The sequence below is a fragment of the Allobosea sp. 10L417 genome (assembly GCF_056395485.1).
Genome location: NZ_JBFTJP010000009.1, coordinates 224,651 through 248,431, shown reverse-complemented (window position 1 = coordinate 248,431; position 23,781 = coordinate 224,651). Strand labels below are relative to the sequence as shown.

Here is a 23,781-nt window from a genome sequence, read left to right as displayed (position 1 = left end):
GATGGAAAAGCGCGCATCCCGCGAGCAGATCATAGCGGCTGTCGAGCTGGCCGGCTTGTCCTTGACGCCCGCACTGCTTGACGAACTCGTCCTCTCCTATCGCCAGATCGAGCCTTCGCTGCTGCGTCTACGTCAATCGCGCGCGAGGTTCGACGAGCCCGCGCATGCCTTCGATCCCCGGAAATTCATGCCGGGCATCTGAAACTCATCCAAGCTTAACCGGCCAGCGCAGGCATCTTGCTTCAAGCAACACGCCAAGGTGGCGACAATAGAACTGCGCAGGCCCAACAACAAGGCGGGCAAAATAATACTGCGATAACCGAGAGGGGGAATGGCATGCGCCTGAGAACAGTCCAGCGGCTCGCTGCGGCATCGGTATTAACCGCCATTACAATGGTGACACCCGCCTGGGCGGAAAAAGTCCTGCGTGTAGCGATGACGATCGCCGACGTCCCGCTCACCACCGGGCAGCCCAGCCAGGGCAACGAAGGCATGCGCTTCATGGGGCCGACGGTCTATGACGCGCTGGTCAACTGGGATCTCTCGAAAGCCGATAAAGCGGCCCCGCTTGTCCCGGGCCTTGCCCTGACATGGTCCGTCGACGCGGTCGACAAGACCAAGTGGGTGTTCAATCTGCGCCGCGGCGTCAAGTTTCATGACGGATCGGAGTTCAACGCTGACGCGGTGGTCTGGAATTTCGACAAGCTGATGAAGCGTGACGCGCCGCAATTCGACCAAGCGCAATCCGTCCAGGGCTCCCAGCTCTATGGAGGCATCGCCTCATGGCGGAAGATCAACGAGTTCACCGTCGAGATCACCACGAAGACGGTCGACGCCGTGCTGCCCTACAACCTCGCCGGCTTGTTCGTTTCAAGCCCAAAGCGCTGGGAAGAGCTTGGCCGGGACTGGAACAAGGTCGCTTATCAGCCCTCGGGCACCGGTCCATGGAAGCTTGACAAGCTGATCCAGCGCGAGCGCGCCGAACTGGTTCGTAACACCGGTTACTGGGATGAGAAGCGCATACCGAAGTCCGACCGCCTCGTGCTGTTGCCGATGCCGGACCCCAACACGCGCGTGGCCGCTCTCCTGTCGAACCAGGTCGACTGGGTCGAGGCCCCGCCACCCGATGCGGTCCCGCGCCTGAAGCAATCCGGCATGCAGATCGTCAGCAACATCTATCCGCATGTCTGGCCCTACCAGATCAGCTTCCTGGATGACTCCCCCTTCAAAGATATCCGCATCCGCAAGGCAGCCAATCTCGCGATCGATCGGGACGGTCTCGTCAAGCTGCTCGGTGGGCTGGCGGTACCCGCCAAGGGCATGCTCGACCCTGGTCACCCCTGGTTCGGCAAGCCGAGCTTCGACATCAAATACGACCCCGAGGGCGCCAAGAAACTGCTCGCCGAGGCCGGCTTCAGCGTGAAGAACCCGGTCAAGGTCAAGTTGGTCATCGCCCCGTCAGGCTCCGGCCAGATGCTGCCCATGCCGATGAGCGAGTACATCAAGGAAAACTTCCGCGATGTCGGCATCGATCTCGAATTTGCGGTGATGGACTGGGAAGCGCTGCGAGCACGTCGACGCGCCGGCGCTTGGGCTCCCGAAAACAAGGGGATCCATGGCGTGAACAACAGCTGGGGCCTGTGGGACCCCGATATCGCCCTGATCAAGCCCTCGGCCTCGTTCGAACCCGTTCCGACCGGCTTCAACTGGGGCGGCTACAACGACCCGCGGTCGGACGAGCTCGCCAGGGCCGCGAAGACGACCTTTGATCCCGTGCAGCAGAGCAAGATGCTCGCCGACCTGCATAGTCGCATCGTCGACCAGGCGATGTGGATCTGGGTCGTCCATGACCTCGGTCCCCGGGCGCTCTCTCCGAAAGTGAAGGGCTTCGTGCCCGCTCAGAGCTGGAACCAGGACCTGACGTCCGTCGAGGTTCAGTGACTTTACGACAATAGCCGGGCCGGATTGCGCCTTGAACGGCGATGATTCGGCCCATCTGCCTTCAGCTTCTGAGGAACGAGAATGCTGGCCTATTTTGCGCGGCGCTTATTCTACACGCTCCCGATAGCGCTCGGCGTCTCGATCGTCTGTTTCGCACTGATCCATCTGGCTCCCGGCGATCCGCTGAGTTCTGTGCTGCCGGAAGGCGCGAGCCCGGAACTGATCGCGCAGTTGAAGGCCGCCTACGGCTTCGACAAGCCTTTGCCTGTCCAATATCTGACCTGGCTCGGCCGGGTTCTGACCGGGGATTTCGGACATTCGATCATGACCCGCCGGCCTGTGCTGGCAGAGGTTGCGCCTGCCGTCGTCAACACGCTGATCCTTGCGCTCGCTGCGATCCTATTGGGCTTCGTCGTCGGGTTAGTGCTCGGACTTGTGGCCGGCTTCAGCAGCGGCACCCCGCTCGACCGCCTCGTCACGGCGGCCGCGGTCACCGGCGTCAGCGTTCCCCATTACTGGCTGGGCATGGTTTTGATCGCCATCTTCGCGGTCAACCTCGGATCGCTGCCGGCGATGGGCATGGGCGCCGCCGGCTCCTCGGCCTTCGGATTGAACTGGGAGAGCCTGCGCCATCTGATATTGCCGGCGATCGCGTTGTCTGTGATCCCGGCCGGCATCATCGCTCGGTCGGTGCGCGGCACCGTGGCGGAGATCCGTAAGCAGGACTTCGTTCAGACGCTCTACGCAAAGGGCCTGCCGCGGGGGCACATCTTCGTCCACGTCATCAAGAATGCGGCGCCGACAGTACTGGCCATCATGGGCCTGCAGCTGGCGCAGTTGCTCGGAGGTTCGATTCTGGTCGAGACCGTCTTTTCCTGGCCAGGAACAGGTTTTCTTCTCAATACGGCAATTTTCACGCGGGACCTACCAATCCTCCAGGGCACGATTCTGGTGCTGGCCATGTTCTTCGTCTTCATAAACCTGATCGTGGACCTCGTGCAGAGCGCTTTCGATCCGCGCATCAAGCGCAGCTGAGCAAGTTTAGTCCCATGACTCATACCGCTACCGACGCACACCATCTCGGTCACCCGTGCGGCAAGCGCCCGCGCTCGCGCAGCTTCTGGCAGACGGTGGGACGGCGCCTGGCGCGCGATCGCGTCACCATCATCTGCTCTGCAATTCTTCTGCTCATCCTGCTTGCCGCGATCTTCGCGCCGCTGATCGCGCCTCACGACCCCTACCGGACAAGCATGGCGCGCCGGCTGCTGCAGGTCGGCGATCAACGCCACTGGCTCGGTACGGACGAACTGGGCCGCGACCTGCTCTCCCGCCTGATCTATGGCGGGCGGATGTCGCTGCTGATGGGGTTCATGCCTGTCATACTCGCAACTGTGATCGGCGGCACGCTCGGGGTCATCGCCGGTTACGCCGGCGGCGCGCTCAACATGGCCATCATGCGCCTGATCGATGTGTTCTACGCCTTCCCCTCGGTGCTGCTAGCGGTCGCGATCTCGGGTGTTCTTGGGGCTGGTCTGGTCAACAGCCTGGTCTCCCTGACGCTCGTCTTCATTCCTCCCGTGGCCCGCGTTGCCGAGAGCGTCACCACGCAGATCCGCTCGCAGGATTATGTCGAAGCGGCGCGCGCCTCGGGCGCCGCCAGCTGGCGGATCTTGACCGGCCATGTCTTCAGCAACGTCGCCGGTCCGATCCTGATCTACGCCTCGAGCCTGATCAGCGTCTCGATCGTGATCGCATCGGGTCTCAGCTTCCTTGGCCTGGGTGTCGTGCCGCCCGAAGCCGAGTGGGGACTGATGCTCAACACCTTGCGGCAGTCCATCTACATCGCGCCCCTCAATGCGGTCCTGCCCGGCATCATGATCTTCATCACCTCCATGTGCTCCAACCTGATCAGCGACGGGTTGCGCAGCGCAATGGACGTCAAAGTTTGAGGCGGCCAACAATGATCCCCGCACGGCCTCAAACCGCCTCCCTCGACGATCTCGCAGACCAACCGCTGCTGCGCGTCGCCGATTTGCGGAAGCATTTTCCGATCAAGGGCGGCCTGCTCGGCCGCGCCCAGGCCCACGTCAAGGCGGTCGATGGCGTCTCCTTCGACGTCGGCAAGGGCGAAACTCTGGGGATCGTCGGCGAGTCCGGCTGTGGCAAGTCGACGTTGGCGCGCCTGCTGATCCGTCTGGTCGAACCTGATTCAGGCGCGGTTGCGTTGAACGGGGCCACGACAGCGGCGGCCGGCAACGCCGCTTTGCGCGACCTGCGCAAGCAGATCCAGATGGTGTTCCAGGACTACTACGCATCCCTGAACCCGCGCCTGACGATCGAGGATTCCATCACCTTCGGCCTCAAGGCCAATGGTATCGATCGCACTGAAGCGAAACGGCGGGCGCACTCAATTCTCGACATGATCGGGCTGTCGCCCGCGATGTTCGCGCAGCGCTATCCCCATGAGCTCTCCGGCGGCCAGCGTCAGCGCGTCAATATCGCCAGGGCTCTCGCGCTCGGACCGAGCCTGCTGATCCTCGACGAAGCCGTCTCCGCGCTCGACAAGTCGGTCGAGGCGCAAGTGCTGAACCAGCTCCAGGAGCTAAAGCAGACGCTTGAGCTGACCTATATCTTCATCTCGCACGACCTCAACGTCGTGCAATACATCAGTGACCGCGTGCTGGTGATGTATCTCGGCAAGGCGATCGAGATCGGGCCGGTCGAGCAGATTTTCGAGGCGCCGCGCCATCCCTATACGCGCGCTTTGTTGTCCTCGCGGCTCTCCATGGATCCGCGTCGGCGCGTCTCGGCGGCGCCCCTGTCCGGCGATCCGCCAAACCCCATCAATCCCCCGTCAGGCTGCCGCTTCCGCACGCGCTGCGTGATCGCGGAGCCGCTCTGCGCGCAACGCGAACCCGAACTGACCGCCGCCGGCAGCGATCACGTCGTGGCGTGCCATGCGCAACAACACGGCTCTGGACAAAGCCTTAGCGACGGTGGACGGAGATGATGGACGTGCACGAACACCACCGCCTCCCTGAGGCCACCTCCCCGGCGACCGCGCCGCTGGTCGATGTCCGCGATCTCACGGTGCGCTTCGTCTCCCGCGATCTCGATATCCAGGTCGTCAGCGGGGTCAGCTTCGACCTCCGGCAGGGAGAGGTGCTCTGCCTGCTCGGCGAATCCGGCTCTGGCAAAAGCGTTACCATGCGGGCGTTGATGCGCCTCTTCCCATCGACTGCCCGCATCGGCGGATCCATCAAAATCGATGGGATCGGTATCCTGTCGCTGCCGGAACGCGGCTTGCGCGACATCCGGGGACGGCTGGTCTCGATGGTTTTCCAGGAACCAATGACGGCGTTCGATCCCGTCTTCACGATCGGCAGCCAGATCGCCGAGTCGGTTGCCTATCACGACGGGCTTTCCAGGCGGGCCGCTCGGGCCAGAGCACTGGAACTGTTGGAATTAGTGCAGATCCCGTCCGCTAGGCAACGGCTGGGCGCGTATCCGCACGAGCTTTCCGGTGGCTTGCGTCAGCGCGCGATGATCGCGCTAGCCTTAGCCTGCCGACCGAAGGTGCTGCTCGCCGACGAGCCGACAACCGCGCTCGATGCCACCGTTCAGATCCAGGTCCTGCTGCTGTTGCGCGAACTGCAAATGGAGCTGGGCATGGCGACCATCTTCGTCACTCATGATCTGGGTGTCGCCTGCGAAGTCGCCGACCAGATCGCCGTGATGTATGCTGGACGCTTCGTTGAATCCGGCTCGGTCACCGAGGTCATGGATGCGCCGCGCCACCCTTACACCGAGGGGCTTCTGCGCTCGACGATCCATGCCGGCACGAAGGGGCGCAAGCTCGATCCAATCCCGGGCGCGCCCCCCGATCTCGCGGAGCTTCCACCCGGCTGCGCCTTCGCGCCGCGCTGCAGCAGTTCGATACAGGGCTGCCTTGACGGTCAGCCGACGAATTTTTCGCTTGGTGGCTCGCATCATGCGCGCTGCATCCGCCTCGCCTGAGAATTTTTTTATGCGTATGCGGATTAGCCTCTCATGACACTTCTACTTGCCAGTAGCGCCAAACCGTTGATCATCGTGGCGGCAATCACTGGCGGCGTGGCCGCAGCAGCCACTGGGCAGGGTCACCCCCTAGACCCGGATTCGATCGTCGAAGACGCAATCGCTTGCCATGCAGCGGGCGCGGCCGTCATCCACATCCATGCGCGCCTGCTGACTGGCGAAACGACGATGGAGCCCGCAGTCTATGCTGCGATAGCACGGTCGATCCGTGACCGAGGCTGCGACGCTGTGCTGGACTTCTCCGCGGGCGACGATGGCGGCCGCGCCTCGCATGCCCAACGGCAGGCGATCGTAGAAACTGGAGCCGAGATCGTCAGCTTCGCTGGCGGCAGCTTCAATATCGGCGAGCGGCTTTATGACAACAGCCCGAGTTTTCAGCTTGCGATGGCGGGCGCCATCGCAAAAGCCGGCCTGCGGCCGGAGATTGAGATTTTCGACAGCGCACATCTGCAATGCCTGCCAAGGTTGACTGCCGCCCAGATCAAGCCGCCGTTCTTTTTTCAGTTCGTTATGGGCCTCCCAGGGACGCTCAAACCGGACATCGAATTGCTGGATTGGCTTATTAGGGAAGTCCCGGACGGAAGCGAGTGGTCCCTATCCGCGCAGACGGGTCCGAGCATCGCGATCCATGCCGGTCTACTTGACGGGGCCATTGCGCGAGGTGGTCATATTCGGACCGGGTTTGAAGACGTCCGTCTTATGAACGACGGCTCACGCGCCCCGAGTAACGCGGCTTTGATCAAGCAGTGGGTCAACGAGGCAGCGCGTCACGGACGTCCAGTAGCATCACCAACCGTAGCGCGGAGACTGCTCGGCATCATATAGGGGATAGGCGTGGCGCACGTTCGTAGGTTGAAGCCGCCTGCGTTGGGAAAGCTGTCGATCAAGCCGGGGTGGCTTAGTGAGGGCGTTGTGACGTTAACTGCGGGCGGGCGCCACGAGGCGCTTTCGGCCTGTTTGCAGGCTCAGGCGGTGACGCCGGCCACGGCTTTCCAATGCGCCATGGCGCCCCGACGATGTAGATGGGTGGCTAGGGCTGAGCGACTGAGCCGGGGTGGAACGAAGAGATTGCGGACAGCAGAGAAGGCGGCGACGAAGCGTTGCAGGCTTCCCGGTGATCGAAAGCCTTGCATCGCGCGCTCGCGCTTTCGGAGCGGCACGTGTGAGTTCTTGGCCCGGTTGTTGAGGCCTTTGTGCGCGCGATGCTCGATCGCCGGCATGATCTGGCGCCGGGCGGCGGCATAGGAGCCGAGCTTGCCGGTGATCATATGCCAGGGCGGGCAGCCTTGCTTCTTGAGAAGGCGTGTCAGCAGTCGTCGCGCTGCCTTGGTGTCACGCGGGGTCTGAACGATCTTATGGAGGATGGGGCCGTCCTGCTCGACCGCACGCCACAGCCAGCGCTTCTTGCCGGCGATGGTGGCGACGACCTCGTCGAGATGCCAGATGTCGCGCGGGCTCGGCTTCTTCCGCCGAAGCCGGCGAGCGTATTCCCCCCGAACTTCGGAGCCCAGGGCGGCAGCGTCTCGTAGGAGACGACGATGCCGCGCTCCAGCAGCATCTCCTCGACCAGGCGAAGGCTCAGGGGAAAGCGAAAGTACAGCCACACCGCATGGGCGATGATTGCCGGTGGGAACCGATGCCGCTTGTAGCTGATGGTCGGCAAGCTCATCCGAGCCCATCTACACCCCTCCCTGAAACGCCGCAGTTAACCTGACAACGCCGACTGGGCATCGCCCAGGAAATGGCGCTGAAATTCAAGGAAACCTGCCGCATCCATGCCGAGGCCTTCAGCGCCGCCGAAGTGCTGCGTGGACCGATGGCGCTGGCAGGCCCCGGATTTCCGGTTCTGGTGCTCGATCCGGCCGATGAGGGGAGCCAAAGCACGCTGTCTATCGCGGCCGCCTTCGCCGGGCTGGGCGCTGACATCACCTATGCCGGCGAGGGGGCCGAGGTAGTCACGGCGCTGCCGATCCCGCCCGATGTCCCTGCTGCGCTGGCGCCGCTCGTGCAGGCGCGGGCATTCTATGGCGGGATCGCCGCTCTCGCCGCGGCTCGCGGGCTGGACCCTGACAGACAGCCTCATCTCAGGAAGGTTACGCAGACGCTGTAGGACGGGCCGATGGGCGATGGCCTCGCGTGACGCCAAGAGCATCCAGTCGCCCATCATCCAGACGGGTTAGGCCGGGGCACTCCGAAGCTCTGGAGTGGCGGCCAATGCCTTGAGCGGTGCTTCTTCTCAAACGGGCTGGCGGCGCAGCCTTCGCCACCTCGTGAGGCGCTTTATCGGCGTTAGCAAGTCCGCACATTCCGACAGGTCTGCTTTCGGGCGAACACCCAATTTCCGCCATTGGCGCATCTCGCATGTCTGGCAAATTGCCAAGGCCGATCATGGCTTCGACGCCGCGAGCCATTAAGCACAGATTGCGTGATAACCGAGCTCCTGGATGCGTTGAGCTAACCGAAGCGCCCATTTGTGGTCCGACTACTTGCAAGCCAACGTTAGTCACAAAAGGCATGTCGATTGGCTACGGCGCGGATGGCCTCCGTCGTGACCGGAATGACCGGATCGAGCACCCCGACGGGAACGCCGATGAAGACGTCCTGTGGCGTCACCGGCTCGATCTGGTCGAGGACGCACAGGGTGCCGGTCTTGATGGCCGCCTCGACCAGCTTGACCGGCATGACGCCGACGCCCGCACCGGCCGTCACCAGCCCAACGATGGCGGGCATGCTGTTGCAGATGCTGAGCGTCGGCATGTCAATCCCGGCAGCGCGGAACCAGTCGGCGATGATGCTGCCGACGTTCGAAGGTGGCGGCGTCGAGAAGATGCGCTGGCGGGCTAGGGCGCGAGCATCGCGCACGATGCCGCGATAATGCGGCGTGCCAATCCAGGCGACGTTCAGCGCGCCCAGGCGCAGGTAGCGCAGCCCGGCCACGCTAGGCGGGGTCGAAACCACGGCGATATCGAGTTCGCCTGCATCGAGCTTCAGCGTCAGGCTGTGGCTGAGATCGACCACCACCGAGACGGCGAGGTTCGGATGGCGCTCGGACAGGTCCCGGAGCAGGTCCGGCAGGCAGATCGCCGCGAAGGCGTCCATCACGCCGAGCCGCAGCACGCCGCTCACCGGGCTGTCGCGCCCGAGATGCTCATGCATCTCCTGCATCAGGCTGACGAGCCGTTCAGCATAGGCGAAGACCATCTGGCCCTGCGGGGTCAGGCGCACCGGCTGGTCGCTGCGGACCAGCAACGGACGGGCGATCTGGCGCTCCAGCTCCTTCACCCGGTAGGTCACGGTCGGCTGCGTCAGATTGAGCCGCCGCCCCGTGGCGTGGAAGCTACGCAGCTTCGCCACCCAATAGAAGGCCTCGATCAGTTTCAGGCTCGTCATCGGTGATCCGATACAATGGCTCTATCAGCCTAACCGCATTTTCGATTGGAAACCAAGAAAGCGCTGGGCTTAGGCTTCCCACTCAAGACGCGCCAGACAGCCGAGGTTCTCCGTGCCGACCCTGCCCGAATCCGAATTGAGCAATGTGCCGCCGCAGGTCCGCGCTGGTATCCTGGAGGACCTACCCGAGATCCTCGGCATCGGCGACGAGACGCTGCGCGAAGCCGTCATCCGTGCCTGGGCCCTGTCGCTACGCGATTCTTCCTTCGCGCGCATCTCCGACATGCCGGGCGAGGGCGCGCCCAACCATTTCGTGCTGCATCAGGGCTCGCAGGAGCTGCATCTGCGCGGTGTCGCCAAGCTCGCCATGGCGATCGTCGACGAGTTCACCTCGACCTTCCCGCAGGTCCAGCTCGACCGCGACCTCGTGCTCGCCGGCGCGCTCTGCCACGACATCGGCAAGTGCTGGGAATGCGACCCGGTCAACCTCGCACGCTGGCAGGAGCGCCCCGATCGGGCCGGCTATCCCTCACTGCGCCACTCCGTCTACGGCGCCCATATCTGCCTAGCGGCCGGGCTGCCGGAGACCATCGCCCATATCGCGCTCGGCCATTCGATGGAGGGGCAGCACATCAAGGTCAGCACCGAATGCATGATCGTGCGCTGGGCCGACAATTCCTGGTGGTACAGCGCGGCGGCGCTCGGGCTCTGCCGCGCCGACAGTCTCTCGGCCGCCGGGCCGATCATGACACCGCGGCCACTGCCATGACCTCTGCGCGATGACCGGCTATTCGCTCACCTTCGGGCCTGTCATCGAGCGCTGGCCGCTTCTGGTGGACGGGCTTGTCCTGACGATGCTGCTGACCCTGGTCGGCATGACCCTCGGTACCGGCGCGGGCCTGCTCATCGCGCTGGCGCGGCGCTCCGCGCGTTGGCCGCTGCGCTGGCTCGCCCGGGGCTATGTCGAGATATTCCGCAATACGCCGCTCTTGGTGCAGCTCTTCGTCATCTATCTCGGCATGCCTTCGCTCGGCATCCGCCTCTCTCCGGTAGCGGCGGCCTGCGTCTCACTGGTCCTGAACAACGCCGCCTATATCGGCGAGATCATCCGCGCCGGGCTCGCCGGGACGCCGCGCGGGCAGGTCGAGGCGGCCAAGAGCCTGGCGCTGCGGCCCTGGCAGATCCTTGCCTTCATCGTACTGCCGCCGGCGCTCGCGCGGGTCTATCCGGCGCTCGTCAGCCAGAACGTGCTGCTGATGCTGTCGACCGGCATCACCTCCGCCATCGGCGCGCAGGAACTGACCGCCGTCGTCTCCGACATCAACTCCGACACCTTCCGCAGCATTGAGGTCTTCTCGGTGGCGGCGGGGCTCTACCTCCTCCTCAACTACCTGCAGCGGCTCCTGCTCTGGCTACTGGGGCTGAGGCTGTTCCGCGGCAGCCGGGTCTGGGCCTGAACCATGCGCAGCATCGGCGTCAACGAGCTGACCTATATCGTCCTAGCGCTGCGCTGGACGTTGCTCCTGTCGCTGCTGGCACTCGCCGGCGGCGGCGCCTTCGGCGCGCTGCTCACGGGCCTCGGCCTTAGCCGCCGTCCGTTCGTCCGCCGCTGCCAGATGCTGTTCGTGCAATTCGTCCAGGGCACGCCGCTACTGATCCTGCTGCTGATCGCCTATTTTGGACTCAGCGCCGCCGGTTTCGACATTGGCGCATTGCTGTCGAGTGCGCTGGCGCTGACTCTCTATGCCGGATCCTATTTCTCGACGATCTGGCTCGCCGCGATCCGGGCGGTGCCACCAGGCCAGTGGGAAGGCGCCTCGGCGCTCGGCCTGACTCGCATGCTCAGGATGCGGCTGGTCATCCTGCCGCAGGCGCTCAGCATCGCGCTCGCGCCGAGCTGCGGCTTCGTCGTCCAGGTGATCAAGAACACCTCGCTGGCCTCGATCGTCGGCTTCATCGAATTGACCCGCGCCGGCCAGATCGTCAGCAACGCGACCTTCCAGCCGCTGCTCGCCTTCAGCGCGGTGGCAGCGGCCTATTTCGCGATGTGCCTGCCCTTCACGCTGCTCTCCGAATGGCTGGAGCAGCGTCAGGCCCGTTCCCACTGAAGCCCGTAGTCCGTCAACGCAAGAAGAGGGGAAAGAGACGATGACGATGAGGTTCGGAAACTGGCTGCGCAGCCTTGCAGCCGTGATCCCGCTGGTACTGGCCGGCGCGACCGCCCAGGCCCAGACGCTGGATGCGGTGCTGAAACGGGGCAAGGTGCTGGTCGGCGTCAACACGGCTTCGCCGCCATTCGGCACCACTAATACCGAGATGCAGCCGGATGGCTATGATGTCGAAATCGCCAAGATGCTGGCAAAGGAGCTCGGCGTGCAGCTCGAAATCGTACCTGTGAATAACGAGAACCGTATCCCGAGCCTTTTGACCGGCAAGGCTGACGTGATCGCCTCGACGCTGCAGATCACGCCGGAACGTGCCAAGTCGGTATTGTTCACCGCGCCCTACGGCATGCATGAATCGATGGTGATCGGGCCGCCGGAGCTGAAGGCGACGCAGCTCTCGGACCTCGCCGGCAAGCGCGTCGGCGTCGCTCGCGGCTCGGCCTATGCCAATCTCATCGCCCAGGCCAATATCCCCGGCCTGCAGCTCGTCCAGTTCGCCGACGACAGCGCCAATCTCAATGCGCTCGTCGCCGGGCAGGTCGATGCGGCCGGCACGGTCTCCTACCTCGCCTCGGAGCTGAATAAGCGCTATCCCGACAAGAAGTTCGAGCGCAAACTGACGCTGACCAGCAATGTCTACGCCATGGGCGTGCGCCGCGGCGATTTCGACTTCCAGCGCTGGGTGAACACCTTCCTGTTCGTCAACATCCTCAACGGGGCCATCCCCAAGGCCTACGAGAAGTGGATGGGCGACGCCTGGAAGCCGCTCCCGGCGTTCTGAGAAGCACGAATGCCCGAGCGGTACGGCCGATCAGCCGTGCCGCGCGGTCTATGGGTTGCCGGGCAAAAAATGGCGCCTGTCCGGATCGCCGATATCTCTTGATGTGAATGTCAGCTTGCAGGCGGTGTCTCAACGTCCGCAACTGGCGCGAAGCCACAGTCGAACAGTACGATAAGCGGCTCATTTCGTCGGTTCTCGATGTAATTCATAACTGGCGACCTTCACCACACGCCCTCCACACCCAGAGAAGGTTGGCAGTAGGCCGTCCCGTCGCGAGGGCCGAGCTGCGCGACACTGCTCTCAAAGGCCGGGCATGGCGAGCGCACGGCACTCGTCAGCGATGCTTGCGCCGATGAATGGAGCTGCCTAAACCTGCGGTCGCAGTCGGGATCATCTCGGGACATCATCCAATGAAATTACGTGAGCTTGCCGTGGCCGCGGCCCTGTTGGTCGCCCCGATGCTAACCCCTGTGTACGCAGGCACGCTGGACACAGTGAAAGCGCGCGGCACGCTCAATTGCGGCGTGGGCGAGAGCTTCCCGGGCTTCTTCGCCGCCGATGCGTCGGGTCGCTGGAGCGGCCTCGATGTCGATTTCTGCCGGGCGGTCGCGACTGCCGTCCTCGGCGATCCGGAAAAGGTGAAATACCTGCCGGCAACGCCCGCTGCACGCTTTGCCCAACTTCAGTCGGGCCAGGTCGATATCCTCTCCCGTTCCGTGACCTGGATCATGTCGCGCGAAGCCGGGCTTGGTCTGTCTTTCGCCGGTGTCACCTTCTTCGACGGCCAGGGTTTCCTCGTGCGGAAGTCGGTCGGGATCAAGAGCGCTCGTGAACTGGAAGGAGCAACGATCTGCACGCAGACTGGGACGACGACGGAGCGCAACCTGGCGGACTACTTCCGCCAGCACAACATGAAGTACAAGCCGGTCGTGTTCGAGCAGGCGGACCAGGTCGTCGCCGCTTATGAAGCGGAACGCTGCGACGCCTTCACCACCGACAAGTCGACACTTTCGGCCCGCCTCGCCAAGCTGAAGGACCCGAGCGCCCATATCATCCTGCCCGAGACGATCTCGAAAGCGGCGAACGGTCCGGTCGTTCGCCAGGGCGACGATCAGTGGGCGAATCTCGTGCGTTGGACGCTGAACGCGCTGATCGCCGGTGAAGAGCTGGATGTGACCGCTGCCAAGGTGGACGATCTCGCTGCCAATACAACCGATCCGGAGATCCGGCGGCTGCTGGGCACGGACGGCGATCTCGGCAAGCTGATCGGGCTCGACAAGGACTGGGCTGGGCGCGTCATCAAGGCCGTCGGCAATTATGGCGAGATGTACGAGYGCAATCTCGGGCCGAAGGGTGCGATCGTCATCCCGCGCGAAAACAGCCTGAACCGTCTCTGGCGCGATGGCGGTCTCCTGTTCTCGCCCTCCTTCCAATGACGTCAGCCGACAAGCGGTGAATTGATTCCATGGCGGCGGCTTCTCGAAGCGCGAGCAAGGGCTTCATGCGCCGCGATGGCATCGAATATGGTGTCTACGTCGCGACGGCTTGCGCCGTCGCCGCGCTCGCCGTCATGGCGATTTTCACGCTTCGGACCCGCGGAATCCATGCGGGCTTCGGCTTCCTCTGGGATACGGCCGGCTTCGACGTTAGCTTCGGCCTGATTCCGTATGACGCGACAAAGAGCTATGCCCGCGCCTTCCTTGTCGGCCTGCTGAATACGCTGGTCGTTTCCGCATTGGCGATTGCACTTGCGACAGGCCTCGGGCTCGGCCTGGCAATCGCTCGCCTGTCCGAGGACCCTCCGCTGCGCACCCTGGCGACCGCGGCGACCGAGCTTATCCGCAACACGCCGCTGCTGCTGCAGCTGTTCGTCTGGTATTTCATGGTGTTCGGCGCGCTGCCGCCGGTCAGGCAGTCGCTTCATCTCGGCAGCTTCGCGCTGCTCAACAACCGCGGAATCGTGGTTGCGGCGCCGGGAATGAATCCCGTCGTTCTGCTTTGCCTGGCAGCAGCGGCGGCGTCGATTTTGACCGCCACCATGGAGCGCCGCCTGTCGATGGCGATCGGCCTTTTCCGGCGAGCCGTAGTGAGAACAGCGTTCGCGACCGCGGGAGCGCTTCTCCTTCTCGCTGCCGCCGCCTTCGCCGATTGGGAGCTGCCGATACAACGCGGCTTCAACGTTACTGGCGGCCTCACGTTGCCCCCAGAATTCGCGGCGCTGGTCACGGCGCTCGCGATTTATGCCGCCGCCTTCATCGGAGAGGCGTTTCGCAGCGGCTTTGTTTCCGTGCCTGCCGGCCAATGGGAGGCTGCGCAGTCGCTCGGCCTCGGCCGCTTCGCCACCTTGCGGCTGATCATCCTGCCGCAGGCGGTCCGCGCTGCCCTGCCAGCGCTCGGCAACCAGTTCGTCAACGTCGTGAAGGCCTCGTCGTTGGCTGCGGCCGTCGGATTCCCCGATCTGATGCAGGTGTTCGGCAAGACCACGCTCAATCAAACCGGACAGGCCGTCGAGGTGATCGGCATCACGATGGCGGTGTATCTCGCGATCAGCTTGGGCATCTCCGGCCTAGTTCATCGCAGCGAAGCCAGGCACTGGCGCGCGTGACCAAAGCTCCGGTCTTCCCATGTCCCTGACAACGTCCGAACTGCCGCCCCCTTCGCCTGCGAGACGGCGATGGCGCGCAGGAAGTGTCTTGCTTCTCGCAGTGATTCTGGCCGCTGGGATCTTCCTTGGTCCAAAGCTGTTTCGCTGGGCCGTGTTCGATGCGGTACTTCCGTGGAGCGAGGCGGCGAGTTGTGATGGCCGCGGCGCCTGCTGGCTCTTCATCCGAGAGCGGCTGCCGCAGTTCATCTACGGCTTTTATCCCGCCCCCTCCCGATGGCGGCTGGATCTGGCTTTTTTGCTGCTGTTCGGCTGGCTCTTGGTGCCGCTGCTTCCCGGCCTGCGCCGGAAGACGGCGGGGACCATCGCAGGTGCCGCGATCGGAATCGCGGCAGCCTTTGTGCTGGCGGCGGGCGGTGTGTTCGGCCTGGCTTCAGTAGAAACCGATCAGTGGGGCGGCCTTTTCGTGACGGCGCTCCTGTCGATCACCGCGATGGTGGTGTCGCTGCCGGCAGGGATCGTCCTGGCACTCGGCCGCCAGGCTGACAGCCCCCTCTGGCGCGGGCTTGCGAACATGACCGTCGAGGTCATCCGCGGCGTCCCGCTCCTCGCCATCCTGTTCATGGCCGTTGTGCTGCTTCCGCTCTTCGTGCCCGGTGGCGAAGGGATCGGCCTGTTCACGCGGGTCGTAGTCGGGCTGTGCCTCTACGCCTCGGCCTATATGGCCGAGGTGGTGCGCGGGGCGCTGCGCACGATCCCGACCGGGCAGGCGGAAGCGGCCAGGGCTCTGGGGCTGGGCTATTGGCGCTGCCTCAGCCTCGTCGTGCTGCCGCAGGCGCTGCGTGCGGCGCTGCCCAATATCGTCAGCACCTTCATCCAGATGCTGAAGGATTCGACGCTGGTCCTCGTGGTCGGCGTTTTCGACCTGCTCGGCGTCGTGCAGCTCACCGTCGCCGATCCGAAATGGAACGGCTACTCGGCAGAGGCCTATCTCTTCGCCGGACTGTTCTTCTTTGCGATCTGTTTCAGCCTTTCAAGGGTCGCCGCCCGCATGGAACGGCATCTCGATAACAAGCGGACATCATCGACGTGACTCATAGCTTCGCAACGCCATCCGGACTCGTCGTCACGCGAGGCGAGGAGACGATCAGCGCGCAGAGGGGGCTCGATACACTGATCGACGAGCTTGGCATGCGCCAAGGCTTGCTGCTGCGCTGCAACTTCGCGTTTCCCGGTCGCTATCAGCCGCACTGGCTCGGATTCATCGATCCGCCGCTGCGGTTTTCATTGCGTGCGGATCGCCTGTCGTGCCGGGCATTGAATGAGCGTGGAAGCATTCTCCTGCCGACGATCACGGAGGCCTTCAAGCGCGGCGGCATAGCCGAGTTGGAGGCTCTTCCAGATAGGGTCGAAGGCCGCCTCGCAGCGAGCGAGACATTGTTCGAAACGCTCCGGAATGTCGTGGCCGGGCTCAGCTCAGACGATCCGCATCTCGGCCTCTTTGGCCCCTTCGGCTTCGATGTGGCGTTTCACACGCTGGGACTGGAGAGGCGCGCCGGGCACCCAGCTGACCACGACGACATGGTCCTCTACCTGCCGGACCGGATCGTTGCCGCGGACCATCCAGAAACCGGGCAGGCCAAGGTCATTACTTATGACTTCACGCTGGGCGGACGGTCGACGCAAGGCCTCCCGCGAACGGGAAGCCCTTCCACCCTGACGACCTCGGCACCCGTGGTGGCGAGGAATGATCAGCCCTATGCCGAGATGGTGGCCCGAGCGGTTGAAGCCTGCCGCTCTGGCGAGCTGTTCGAGGTCGTCCTTGCTCAGACCTTCAGGCGCGAAATATCGGCTGGGCCGGACGCCCTCTTTCGCCTGCTCGATCGTGTCAATCCGAGCCCTTATGAATTCCTGGCCAATCTCGGGACCGAGGCGCTGGTCGGCGCCTCACCGGAAATGTTCGTGCGCGTCGACGGCAGTCGTGTCGAAAGTTGCCCGATTTCGGGCACGGTCCGGCGCGGGGAAGACGCTGTCGCGGATGCCGAGCGGGCACTCGAGCTTCTCAACTCACCCAAGGCGGCGGCCGAGCTCACCATGTGCACGGATATCGACCGCGACGACAAGGCGGGCCTGTGCGAGCCCGGCTCGATCCGCCTTCTTGGCCGCCGGCAGATCGAGACCTATTCGCATCTGCTGCACACGGTCGATCATGTCGAAGGGCGTCTTCGTCCAGACCGCGATGCGATCGATGCCTTTCGCGCCCATGTCTGGGCGGTCACGCTGACGGGTGCGCCACGCCGCGAAGCGATCGCCTTCATCGATGTCAATGAAGATGCGCCGCGGCGCTGGTATGGTGGCGCCATCGGGCGCCTCGGCTTCGATGGCCGTGTGGACACCGGCATTGTCCTACGTTCCATGCGGGTTACCGGAGGCGCTGCGGAAATCACGGTCGGCGCGACAATCTTGCACTCGTCCGACCCGGCCGACGAAGAGCGGGAGACCGTGACGAAGGCCGGCGCGCTGCTGCGCACGCTCGACCTCGCATCGGCCCAGGCTACGCAGCCCGAAGCCATTCCGTCGCCGCCAAGCGTCGCTCGTTCGGTTAGAACCACGCCGATGCCGGTTACGATCCTGGGCGGGGCGCCATTCGCACAGACCTTGGAAACCCTCCTGGTATCCGCGGGCGCGGAAGTCACTCTGGAACCGTTGCCTGCGGTTGGGCGGAGGTCATGGGCCGGTGGCGCCTACATCGTCTCCCCGGACCTTTCGGATGGAGCGCTCGAGACCACCAGTGAGAGTCTGGCGGCGCTCCTCGACGCCGGACGACCGGTCCTTGCGCTCGGCCACGGCATGCTGGCGCTGGCTCGGCTGTTCGGCGTGAAGGTTGAATCAGCGAGCGCTCCGCGCCACGGGGAAAGGGCCTTGGCCCGACCCTTGTCGGACTCTTCATGGCTGTTGCCGAACTTAGTCGAGCCGTTCGTCGTCGGCTGCTACCACCGTCGCCTCATCGCTTCGGGGCAGGTTCCAGCGCCCTTGCGCGAGATTGCTCACGGTGATGCCGGGGAGGCGTTGGCGTTTGAACATGAAACGCTTCCCGTAGCGGGGTTGCTGTTCCGCCCGGAATCGCTGCTTACCCAAAATCCGCAGAGACTGATCAATGCGTTTCTTCAACGTGCTAAGCGCGGATGGTGAAAGCGCATTTGTCTAGTGCCCGACGAGCCTCGCCTTCTGTGTTTGGGAGATGATCGGCATCCGGCTGACACCGCGGCGCGCTGGAAGCGTCCGGTTCTGGGCAATCGGCCAACGTCTTTTCCTGGCGCTTGTCCGAAGCGCTTTCCGGAACTGCCGCGATGCCAACCTGATCGCCTATGACGCAATGCGGTGCGCCGACAGCGACTCATCGGCCCATCGTGGCTGAAGGCATTCGACCTGGCAGGCCGGGCTCGCGCTGACGCGGGCGGCCGGCGCCCACCGGCTCGCCTGTATCCACCATGCGCCCACGGCGGACGATGCGCTGCTGCGTAGCCGCGAGGCAGGTCTGCAGGCGCGGGCTCCCGACAGCGTCTTCGCCCGCGATGGCGATGTCTTCACGCTCTGAAGCGCTGGCTCGCCCGCAGAGCGCTTCATTCGCCTTCCCAGGGGTGCCAACGGCCACTTTAACGGCGCTTGAAATGGCGGATAATGCGATCGGTCCGTTCGACAGATTCGAGCCAGGTCGCAGGTCGGCACAAGCCTCATCCGCACGGTGGGGCGTGCGTATCCGTGGGAGGGAGACCCATGTCCGAGCGACCGCAGATGCGGGGACAAGTGCCCGCGAACCTCCGTCGGCTCCTTCCTGCCATGTTCGCCGGGGCAGCTTGCGCCGCCGCTATCGGCTGGATGAATGCAGCCCGGGCAGGCGTCGACGCTTATCCCGTCGTCCCCATGCAGCGAAGCCTGGTCAGCTATCTGGTGCAGGGCCTCACCGCGGTCCGAGAGCTGTTCTGGCCGATCCTGGCCGCGGTTCCGCGCATTCCCGGCGAAGCCAGTGATGCGGTCGCACGCATACTCACCAGCGGCCATCTCGGCCTTCTCTGGCGTGCCGCCTTCATCACGGCACTCCTGTTGTTGCTCCCCCATGCCATGCGCCTGGCGATCTCGCGCCCGAAGACGCGCATGAGCGCTTCGAGAACGACCCGGCTCCTGTCCGCTTTCGCCTTCGATGTCGGCGACCTGATCTTGATGATGCTGGCAGCTGCCATCCTGGTCGAGCTTGCTTTGGGGGACGACACGCTTATGGCCCGGTTGGGTATCGCCCTCGTCGATATCGGGCTCCGGTTCAGGATCGTCATGACGGCCGTCCGGATGTTGCTGCGCCCGCGTGAACCGCCGCTGCGCCTCATCTCGGCCAGCGATGCCCAGGTTCAGCGTGCCATGCCGTTTCTGACGGCCTCGCTGCTTGTGGCCGTCGGTTTCGTAACGGTCATCCCGCTGCTGCTTGAGGCCGGAATGAGCTGGCCGGCCGGGCAGGCCTCGGGCGTAACGGTCGGAACCATCGTTGCCGCGTTGATGTGGACCGCGGCCCGTCGCTTCCACGCCGAGGCTCCTTTGCGTCTGCTCGCGCGCGAGATCGGCTTCGGCGCCGCCATCGGTGCCGCCGGGATCGCCTGGATCTACGGCGTCCTGTCCCTCGATTTTCCATTCTACGTCGCAGCGATCTCGATCGGCGGCATCGTCGTCGGAGCGTTCATCGTCGATCGGCTCCTGCTGGCCTACTGTAATGTCCATGCGGGCGAACGGTCGAATGCGCCCTTGCGATGGCATTTGGCGCGGGCGCTCGTTGCGATCATGCGCCTGGCTGCGACCTTGGGCGTGGTCCTGATCGTCGCGCGGTTTCTCGCCATGGATTTTCCAGCCTGGCTTGGGGAGTCGCGCTGGAGCGAGGTCAATGAGAGCCTGGCCCGGGCGGCGGCAGCGATCTTCGTCACCTATGCCCTCTCGGCTTTGATCAGCACCTGGATCCGCGCAAAATTCGTGACCGCCTCTCGCTATGTCCCCGGCGAGGGCAACGAATTCCAGCCCGGTTCGCGGCTCCTGACCATCATTCCGCTGCTCCAGTGGGGGATCACCTTCCTCGTGCTGGGGACAGGGAGCCTGGTCGCGCTTGGAGAGCTTGGGGTCAACACCGCCCCGCTCCTCGCAGGCGCCGGCATTTTTGGGCTTGCCCTCAGTTTCGGCGCTCAGTCACTGGTGCGCGATATCATCTCCGGTTTGTTCTACATGGCGGATGATGCCTTTCGCATCGGCGAATACATCCAGGCTGGACAACTCAGGGGGACGGTGGAGAGCATCTCGCTTCGCTCCGTCCGCCTTCGCCACCACCATGGCCAGGTGCATACGGTTCCGTTCGGCCAACTGGGCTCCGTGACGAACAGCAGTCGCGACTGGCTGATCGTCAAGTTCAATCTGCGGCTGACCCGCGATGTCGATCTCGAAGCGGTGCGCAAGACCGTCAAGAAGGTCGGCGAAGAACTGCTGGCCGATCCGGAGTTCGCGCCCGAGTTCCTCGAGCCGCTCAAGATGCAGGGCGTTGCCGACATTCAGGAGGCTGCGCTCGTCGTGCGCTTCAAATTCACGGTCCGCCCCGGAAAACCAACCGAGATCCAGCGAGAGGCGCTGAAGAGGATCGTGACAGTATTCCGCGAGCGCGGCATCGCCTTCAGTTCGCACACGGTCGTGGTCCATGGCGCGCCGGATCACCTGGAGACCGCCGCTGGAGCTGTCGCAGCAGTAACGGAAGGCATCGGCGCCATACCTCGACCCAGGCCCGGCGTCGCGACGCCCGACGGCGGCTGATGCCGCCATCTTGGTGCAGTCTCCGGATCGTCACCCGCTGGCGCCGCCCGGCACCAGCCCGTCGGGCCGGGGGGCAAAAGCAGTGTTTCTCGTCAAAATCCGAGATCCGTCAGTGACGGATGATCATCGGGGCGGCGCCCCAAGGGCCAGTGATATTTGCGGTCGTTCTCCTGGATCGGCGCGTCGTTGATGGAGGCAAAGCGGAACCGCATCAGGCCATCGCGATCGAATTCCCAGTTCTCGTTGCCGTAGGAGCGGAACCAGTTGCCGCTGTCGTCGTGCCATTCATAGGCAAAGCGCACGGCGATCCGGTTTTCACGATAACTCCACAGTTCCTTGATCAGCCGGTAATCCAGCTCGCGCTGCCATTTGCGCATGAGGAAGGCGACGATCGCCTCGCGGCCGTGGACGAATTCGGCCCGGTTTCGCCAAAAGCTATCGACGGTATAGGCGAGCGCCACCTTTTCGGGGTTGCGGCTGTTCCAGCCATCTTCGGCAAGGCGGACCTTTTCAGCGGCTGTCTCAGCCGTGAAGGGAGGAAATGGGGGACGCTGAATGGTCATGGAGTGTCTCCGCTTTCGGCAAGCCTGGCGCGCAAGGCCGCGTTCTCCGTTTCGAGCTGGGCCACGCGATCATGGAGAGGACGGATCGCCTCGACGACCTCCTGTTCGGCAAAGCGCGGGGTGATGTGCTGCTGGCAATTCCAGTCGAAAGCCGCGAGGCGCAACCGGAAGATGCGTTCGATCTTTGCCCGATAGCCCGGGATGGTGACGCGCTCCGTCAGTGCCGGATCGGCTTCGATCGCAAGGGTTTCCACTTCGGCATAGATCTTCAGCCGAGCGCGGCGAGCATAGTCCATGAGGAACAGGCAGGCGCGGCCGTCGGCCGCCAGATTGCCGGTGCTGATATACTGGCGGTTGCCGCGATAATCGGCGAAGGCGAGCGTGCGATCGTCGATCAGCCGGAGGAAGCCGCGCGGCCCGCCCCGGTGCTGGACGTAAGGCCATCCGGTCTCCGAGACCGTCGCGATATAGAAGCTGTCGCGATCTGCGATGAAGGCGGCCTCGTTCTCGGTGAAACGGTCGAACGCACGGTCGCCCTTGAAGCCCTGCCAGATGCGATCGGCGCCCATTTCAGCCTGCACCGCCCGGACGCCCGGCGTCACCGCAATGTCGAGAAATCCATAGGACATGTCGCTTCTCCCTGCTGCGATGCGCGCAGGGGCTGGCGGACCGGCCGCCAGCCCCCCTGTTTCAAGCCGCCTGGCTGGCCTGGACGACCGGAAAATCGATCTCGGTCTCCGCGACGATATTGAGCAGGTTCGTGAAGATGTTCTCGGCGGTGACCGCGAGAATCTCCACGATCTGGGCATCGCTGAAGCCGGCATCGCGGACGGCGTCGATGTCTGCACCGGTGATCTGCCCGCGCTCGCGTACCACCTTGGCTGCGAAGCGCACGGCGGCATCCGCCTTTGCGTCGCCGGATCGGCCCTTGCGATTGAGGGCGATCTCCTCGTGGCTGATCTTGGCGAGGTTCAGGCCGAGATAGCTGTGCGCCGAGAGGCAGTAGTCGCAGCCGTTCACCTGTGCGACCGCCAGGGCGATCCGCTCGCGAGTCTTGACGTCCAGCGTCTTGCCCAGCGCGCCGTTATTGGCGGCGAAGCCCTGCAAAGCGGCCGGGCTCTGGGCGATCAGGCGGAACATGTTGGGGACGACGCCGAGCTGCTTTTGCACGGCATCGAGGATCGGCTTCGAAGCCTCGGGGACATCGTCGCGAGCGGGAATGGCAAGGCGGGGCATCGGGTCTCTCCTGTCTGAGCAAAGCCCGGGACCGCCCCGGACGCGACAGAGATAGGTTTTTCCATCGACGCGCATAATCTGCTATTATCGAGAATATCTTTCCCAATTTATGGAATAGTGATGGATCGCCTGGAAGCCATGACGATCCTTCTCGGGGTCGTCGACAAAGGGAGTTTTTCGGCGGCCGGCCGTGATCTCGGCGTGCCTCTGGCGACCGTCAGCCGGAAGGTGAGCGAGCTTGAGGTGCATCTCGGGACCCGGCTTCTCGTTCGCACGACCCGGAAAGTCGCATTGACGGAGACGGGTGCGGCCTATGTCGCGTCCGCCCGCCGGATTCTCTCGGAGATCGACGAAACCGAGCGGATCGCGGCAGGCGAGTTCCACGCACCCCGCGGCGAGCTCATCCTGACGGCACCGCTCCTGTTCGGTCGCCTGCACATCCTGCCGATCGTGACCGAGTTCCTGGTGGCCTATCCAGAGATCGACGTGCGGCTGCTTCTCTCGGACCGCAATCTCCATCTGGTCGAGGACCATGTCGACATGGCCGTGCGGATCGGCCGGCTGCCGGACAGCACCCTGATCGCGACCCGCGTCGGATCGATGCGGACGGTGGTGTGCGTCAGCCCGACACTGAGCGCCGCGCGGGGCATGCCCTGTTCTCCTGCGGATCTGTCGAATGTGCCCTGCGTGAATTTCGAAGCCTGCTCGTCGGCCTCGGCGTGGCCCTTCCGATCGAAGGGCGGCAAGGCCCTCGCGGAGGTGCCGATCCGAGCGCGTCTCTCCGTGACCACGGCCGAGGCCGCCGTATGGGCCGCGTCCGAAGGCATTGGGGCGACCCGCGTGCTCCACTACCAATGTGCCGATGCCGTACGCGAGGGATTGCTGCAGATCGTCCTCGCCGATTTCGAGGTCGAACCCCTTCCGGTGCACTTGCTTCACGCCGGGCGCGGGGCACTTCCCTCGAAGATGCGCGTGTTCCTGGACTTTGCGGCAAGTCGGTTACGAGGCAGGCTTGGCTCGTTGTGATCGCTGAGGCCCGCTGGAATTTCGCTGCCTACCAGTTAGATGAGGAGCCGTTTTCAACGTCAGCTGTCAGACAAAGAGCGAGAGTCCGCTTGTGGCGCTTGCCGTGCTAAGAGGAATGATGGGACGTCAACGCTGATCGTCAGCTTCAAGGTCACTTGATGCTGT

Annotated in this window: 22 protein-coding genes and 1 pseudogene; 18 read left to right on the top strand and 5 right to left on the bottom strand. The window is 64.1% G+C overall.

Features of this window, described 5'->3' with window-relative positions; all coding sequences use genetic code 11:
• Position 1 precedes the first annotated feature (1 nt).
• The 7 genes from AC1DE3_RS21450 to AC1DE3_RS21420 all read left to right on the top strand — a co-directional run bounded on the left by AC1DE3_RS21450 (position 2) and on the right by AC1DE3_RS21420 (position 6,843).
• Positions 2–202, top strand: coding sequence for a hypothetical protein (locus AC1DE3_RS21450; RefSeq protein ID WP_476852764.1), 201 nt, complete (start codon positions 2–4; stop codon positions 200–202).
• A 233-nt stretch (positions 203–435) separates the two neighbouring features.
• Positions 436–1,941, top strand: a complete 1,506-nt coding sequence (locus tag AC1DE3_RS21445; protein WP_476852763.1) for an ABC transporter substrate-binding protein — start codon at positions 436–438, stop codon at positions 1,939–1,941.
• Between the two features lie 81 nt (positions 1,942–2,022).
• Positions 2,023–2,976: an ABC transporter permease gene (locus AC1DE3_RS21440; RefSeq protein WP_476852762.1), complete on the top strand. Its 954-nt coding sequence runs from the start codon at positions 2,023–2,025 to the stop codon at positions 2,974–2,976.
• A 14-nt stretch (positions 2,977–2,990) separates the two neighbouring features.
• The gene (locus AC1DE3_RS21435; RefSeq protein ID WP_476852761.1) at positions 2,991–3,890 is read left to right on the top strand and encodes an ABC transporter permease; all 900 of its coding nucleotides are present in this window, start codon (positions 2,991–2,993) and stop codon (positions 3,888–3,890) included.
• Positions 3,891–3,901: 11 nt separating this feature from the next.
• On the top strand, positions 3,902–4,951 hold the full coding sequence (locus tag AC1DE3_RS21430) for an ABC transporter ATP-binding protein (protein ID WP_476852760.1): 1,050 nt from the start codon (positions 3,902–3,904) through the stop codon (positions 4,949–4,951).
• A complete protein-coding gene (locus tag AC1DE3_RS21425) occupies positions 4,948–5,958 on the top strand; it encodes an ABC transporter ATP-binding protein (RefSeq protein ID WP_476852759.1) in 1,011 nt (336 codons plus the stop codon). Before AC1DE3_RS21430 ends, AC1DE3_RS21425 begins: the two co-directional genes overlap by 4 nt.
• Positions 5,959–5,991: 33 nt before the next feature.
• Positions 5,992–6,843: a beta-keto acid cleavage family enzyme gene (locus AC1DE3_RS21420; RefSeq protein ID WP_476852758.1), complete on the top strand. Its 852-nt coding sequence runs from the start codon at positions 5,992–5,994 to the stop codon at positions 6,841–6,843.
• A 140-nt stretch (positions 6,844–6,983) separates the two neighbouring features.
• Here AC1DE3_RS21420 and AC1DE3_RS21415 read toward each other — a convergent pair.
• Positions 6,984–7,687 (bottom strand): annotated as a pseudogene (locus AC1DE3_RS21415) (IS6 family transposase).
• Positions 7,688–7,759: 72 nt separating this feature from the next.
• Between AC1DE3_RS21415 and AC1DE3_RS21410 the strand changes: the two are divergent.
• Positions 7,760–8,128 carry an SIS domain-containing protein gene (locus AC1DE3_RS21410; RefSeq protein ID WP_476852757.1) on the top strand — a complete coding sequence of 123 codons (369 nt, stop codon included), beginning with the start codon at positions 7,760–7,762 and terminating at the stop codon, positions 8,126–8,128.
• A 389-nt stretch (positions 8,129–8,517) separates the two neighbouring features.
• Here AC1DE3_RS21410 and AC1DE3_RS21405 read toward each other — a convergent pair whose 3' ends face one another.
• Entirely contained in the window at positions 8,518–9,408 is an 891-nt protein-coding gene (locus AC1DE3_RS21405) for a LysR family transcriptional regulator (RefSeq protein ID WP_476852756.1), read from the bottom strand.
• A gap of 112 nt (positions 9,409–9,520) precedes the next feature.
• Between AC1DE3_RS21405 and AC1DE3_RS21400 the strand changes: the two genes are divergently transcribed.
• The 9 genes from AC1DE3_RS21400 to AC1DE3_RS21360 all read left to right on the top strand — a co-directional run bounded on the left by AC1DE3_RS21400 (position 9,521) and on the right by AC1DE3_RS21360 (position 20,791).
• Complete coding sequence (locus AC1DE3_RS21400; protein WP_476852755.1) at positions 9,521–10,177, top strand: HD domain-containing protein; 657 nt, start codon at positions 9,521–9,523, stop codon at positions 10,175–10,177.
• Between the two features lie 10 nt (positions 10,178–10,187).
• Positions 10,188–10,865, top strand: coding sequence for an amino acid ABC transporter permease (locus tag AC1DE3_RS21395; protein ID WP_476852754.1), 678 nt, complete (start codon positions 10,188–10,190; stop codon positions 10,863–10,865).
• Positions 10,866–10,868: 3 nt separating this feature from the next.
• Positions 10,869–11,516, top strand: coding sequence for an amino acid ABC transporter permease (locus AC1DE3_RS21390; protein ID WP_476852753.1), 648 nt, complete (start codon positions 10,869–10,871; stop codon positions 11,514–11,516).
• Positions 11,517–11,556: 40 nt separating this feature from the next.
• A complete protein-coding gene (locus AC1DE3_RS21385; protein WP_476852752.1) occupies positions 11,557–12,354 on the top strand; it encodes a transporter substrate-binding domain-containing protein in 798 nt (265 codons plus the stop codon).
• A 410-nt stretch (positions 12,355–12,764) separates the two neighbouring features.
• The gene (locus AC1DE3_RS21380; protein ID WP_476852751.1) at positions 12,765–13,790 is read left to right on the top strand and encodes an amino acid ABC transporter substrate-binding protein; all 1,026 of its coding nucleotides are present in this window, start codon (positions 12,765–12,767) and stop codon (positions 13,788–13,790) included.
• A gap of 65 nt (positions 13,791–13,855) precedes the next feature.
• Positions 13,856–14,959, top strand: a complete 1,104-nt coding sequence (locus tag AC1DE3_RS21375; protein WP_476852750.1) for an amino acid ABC transporter permease — start codon at positions 13,856–13,858, stop codon at positions 14,957–14,959.
• Between the two features lie 88 nt (positions 14,960–15,047).
• Positions 15,048–16,049 (top strand): amino acid ABC transporter permease, encoded by a 1,002-nt coding sequence (locus AC1DE3_RS21370; protein ID WP_476852749.1) that lies wholly within the window; start codon positions 15,048–15,050, stop codon positions 16,047–16,049.
• Entirely contained in the window at positions 16,046–18,148 is a 2,103-nt protein-coding gene (locus AC1DE3_RS21365) for a chorismate-binding protein (protein WP_476852748.1), read from the top strand. Before AC1DE3_RS21370 ends, AC1DE3_RS21365 begins: the two co-directional genes overlap by 4 nt.
• A gap of 585 nt (positions 18,149–18,733) precedes the next feature.
• Positions 18,734–20,791, top strand: a complete 2,058-nt coding sequence (locus AC1DE3_RS21360; RefSeq protein WP_476852747.1) for a mechanosensitive ion channel domain-containing protein — start codon at positions 18,734–18,736, stop codon at positions 20,789–20,791.
• A 92-nt stretch (positions 20,792–20,883) separates the two neighbouring features.
• Here the strand turns inward: AC1DE3_RS21360 and AC1DE3_RS21355 are convergent, their stop codons facing one another.
• The 3 genes from AC1DE3_RS21355 to AC1DE3_RS21345 all read right to left on the bottom strand — a co-directional run bounded on the left by AC1DE3_RS21355 (position 20,884) and on the right by AC1DE3_RS21345 (position 22,590).
• Positions 20,884–21,354 (bottom strand): nuclear transport factor 2 family protein, encoded by a 471-nt coding sequence (locus tag AC1DE3_RS21355; RefSeq protein ID WP_476852746.1) that lies wholly within the window; start codon positions 21,352–21,354, stop codon positions 20,884–20,886.
• A complete protein-coding gene (locus AC1DE3_RS21350) occupies positions 21,351–21,983 on the bottom strand; it encodes a pyridoxamine 5'-phosphate oxidase family protein (RefSeq protein WP_476852745.1) in 633 nt (210 codons plus the stop codon). Before AC1DE3_RS21350 ends, AC1DE3_RS21355 begins: the two co-directional genes overlap by 4 nt.
• 61 nt (positions 21,984–22,044) lie before the next feature.
• Positions 22,045–22,590, bottom strand: coding sequence for a carboxymuconolactone decarboxylase family protein (locus AC1DE3_RS21345; RefSeq protein ID WP_476852744.1), 546 nt, complete (start codon positions 22,588–22,590; stop codon positions 22,045–22,047).
• Positions 22,591–22,728: 138 nt separating this feature from the next.
• On the opposite strand from AC1DE3_RS21345, the gene AC1DE3_RS21340 reads away from it, so the two are divergent.
• Positions 22,729–23,616 carry a LysR family transcriptional regulator gene (locus AC1DE3_RS21340; RefSeq protein ID WP_476852743.1) on the top strand — a complete coding sequence of 296 codons (888 nt, stop codon included), beginning with the start codon at positions 22,729–22,731 and terminating at the stop codon, positions 23,614–23,616.
• The last annotated feature ends 165 nt before the right edge of the window (positions 23,617–23,781 follow it).

Bases quoted from the DNA above. Each gene is read 5' to 3' on its own strand.
- AC1DE3_RS21405 (WP_476852756.1), bottom strand. From the start codon at position 9,408: ATGACGAGCCTGAAACTGATCGAGGCCTTCTATTGGGTGGCGAAGCTG.
- AC1DE3_RS21435 (WP_476852761.1), top strand. From the start codon at position 2,991: ATGACTCATACCGCTACCGACGCACACCATCTCGGTCACCCGTGCGGC.
- AC1DE3_RS21420 (WP_476852758.1), top strand. From the start codon at position 5,992: ATGACACTTCTACTTGCCAGTAGCGCCAAACCGTTGATCATCGTGGCG.
- AC1DE3_RS21340 (WP_476852743.1), top strand. From the start codon at position 22,729: ATGACGATCCTTCTCGGGGTCGTCGACAAAGGGAGTTTTTCGGCGGCC.
- AC1DE3_RS21360 (WP_476852747.1), top strand. From the start codon at position 18,734: ATGTCCGAGCGACCGCAGATGCGGGGACAAGTGCCCGCGAACCTCCGT.
- AC1DE3_RS21390 (WP_476852753.1), top strand. From the start codon at position 10,869: ATGCGCAGCATCGGCGTCAACGAGCTGACCTATATCGTCCTAGCGCTG.
- AC1DE3_RS21450 (WP_476852764.1), top strand. From the start codon at position 2: ATGGAAAAGCGCGCATCCCGCGAGCAGATCATAGCGGCTGTCGAGCTG.
- AC1DE3_RS21355 (WP_476852746.1), bottom strand. From the start codon at position 21,354: ATGACCATTCAGCGTCCCCCATTTCCTCCCTTCACGGCTGAGACAGCC.
- AC1DE3_RS21440 (WP_476852762.1), top strand. From the start codon at position 2,023: ATGCTGGCCTATTTTGCGCGGCGCTTATTCTACACGCTCCCGATAGCG.
- AC1DE3_RS21410 (WP_476852757.1), top strand. From the start codon at position 7,760: ATGGCGCTGAAATTCAAGGAAACCTGCCGCATCCATGCCGAGGCCTTC.
- AC1DE3_RS21385 (WP_476852752.1), top strand. From the start codon at position 11,557: ATGACGATGAGGTTCGGAAACTGGCTGCGCAGCCTTGCAGCCGTGATC.
- AC1DE3_RS21375 (WP_476852750.1), top strand. From the start codon at position 13,856: ATGCGCCGCGATGGCATCGAATATGGTGTCTACGTCGCGACGGCTTGC.
- AC1DE3_RS21425 (WP_476852759.1), top strand. From the start codon at position 4,948: ATGATGGACGTGCACGAACACCACCGCCTCCCTGAGGCCACCTCCCCG.
- AC1DE3_RS21430 (WP_476852760.1), top strand. From the start codon at position 3,902: ATGATCCCCGCACGGCCTCAAACCGCCTCCCTCGACGATCTCGCAGAC.
- AC1DE3_RS21350 (WP_476852745.1), bottom strand. From the start codon at position 21,983: ATGTCCTATGGATTTCTCGACATTGCGGTGACGCCGGGCGTCCGGGCG.
- AC1DE3_RS21345 (WP_476852744.1), bottom strand. From the start codon at position 22,590: ATGCCCCGCCTTGCCATTCCCGCTCGCGACGATGTCCCCGAGGCTTCG.
- AC1DE3_RS21395 (WP_476852754.1), top strand. From the start codon at position 10,188: ATGACCGGCTATTCGCTCACCTTCGGGCCTGTCATCGAGCGCTGGCCG.
- AC1DE3_RS21445 (WP_476852763.1), top strand. From the start codon at position 436: ATGACGATCGCCGACGTCCCGCTCACCACCGGGCAGCCCAGCCAGGGC.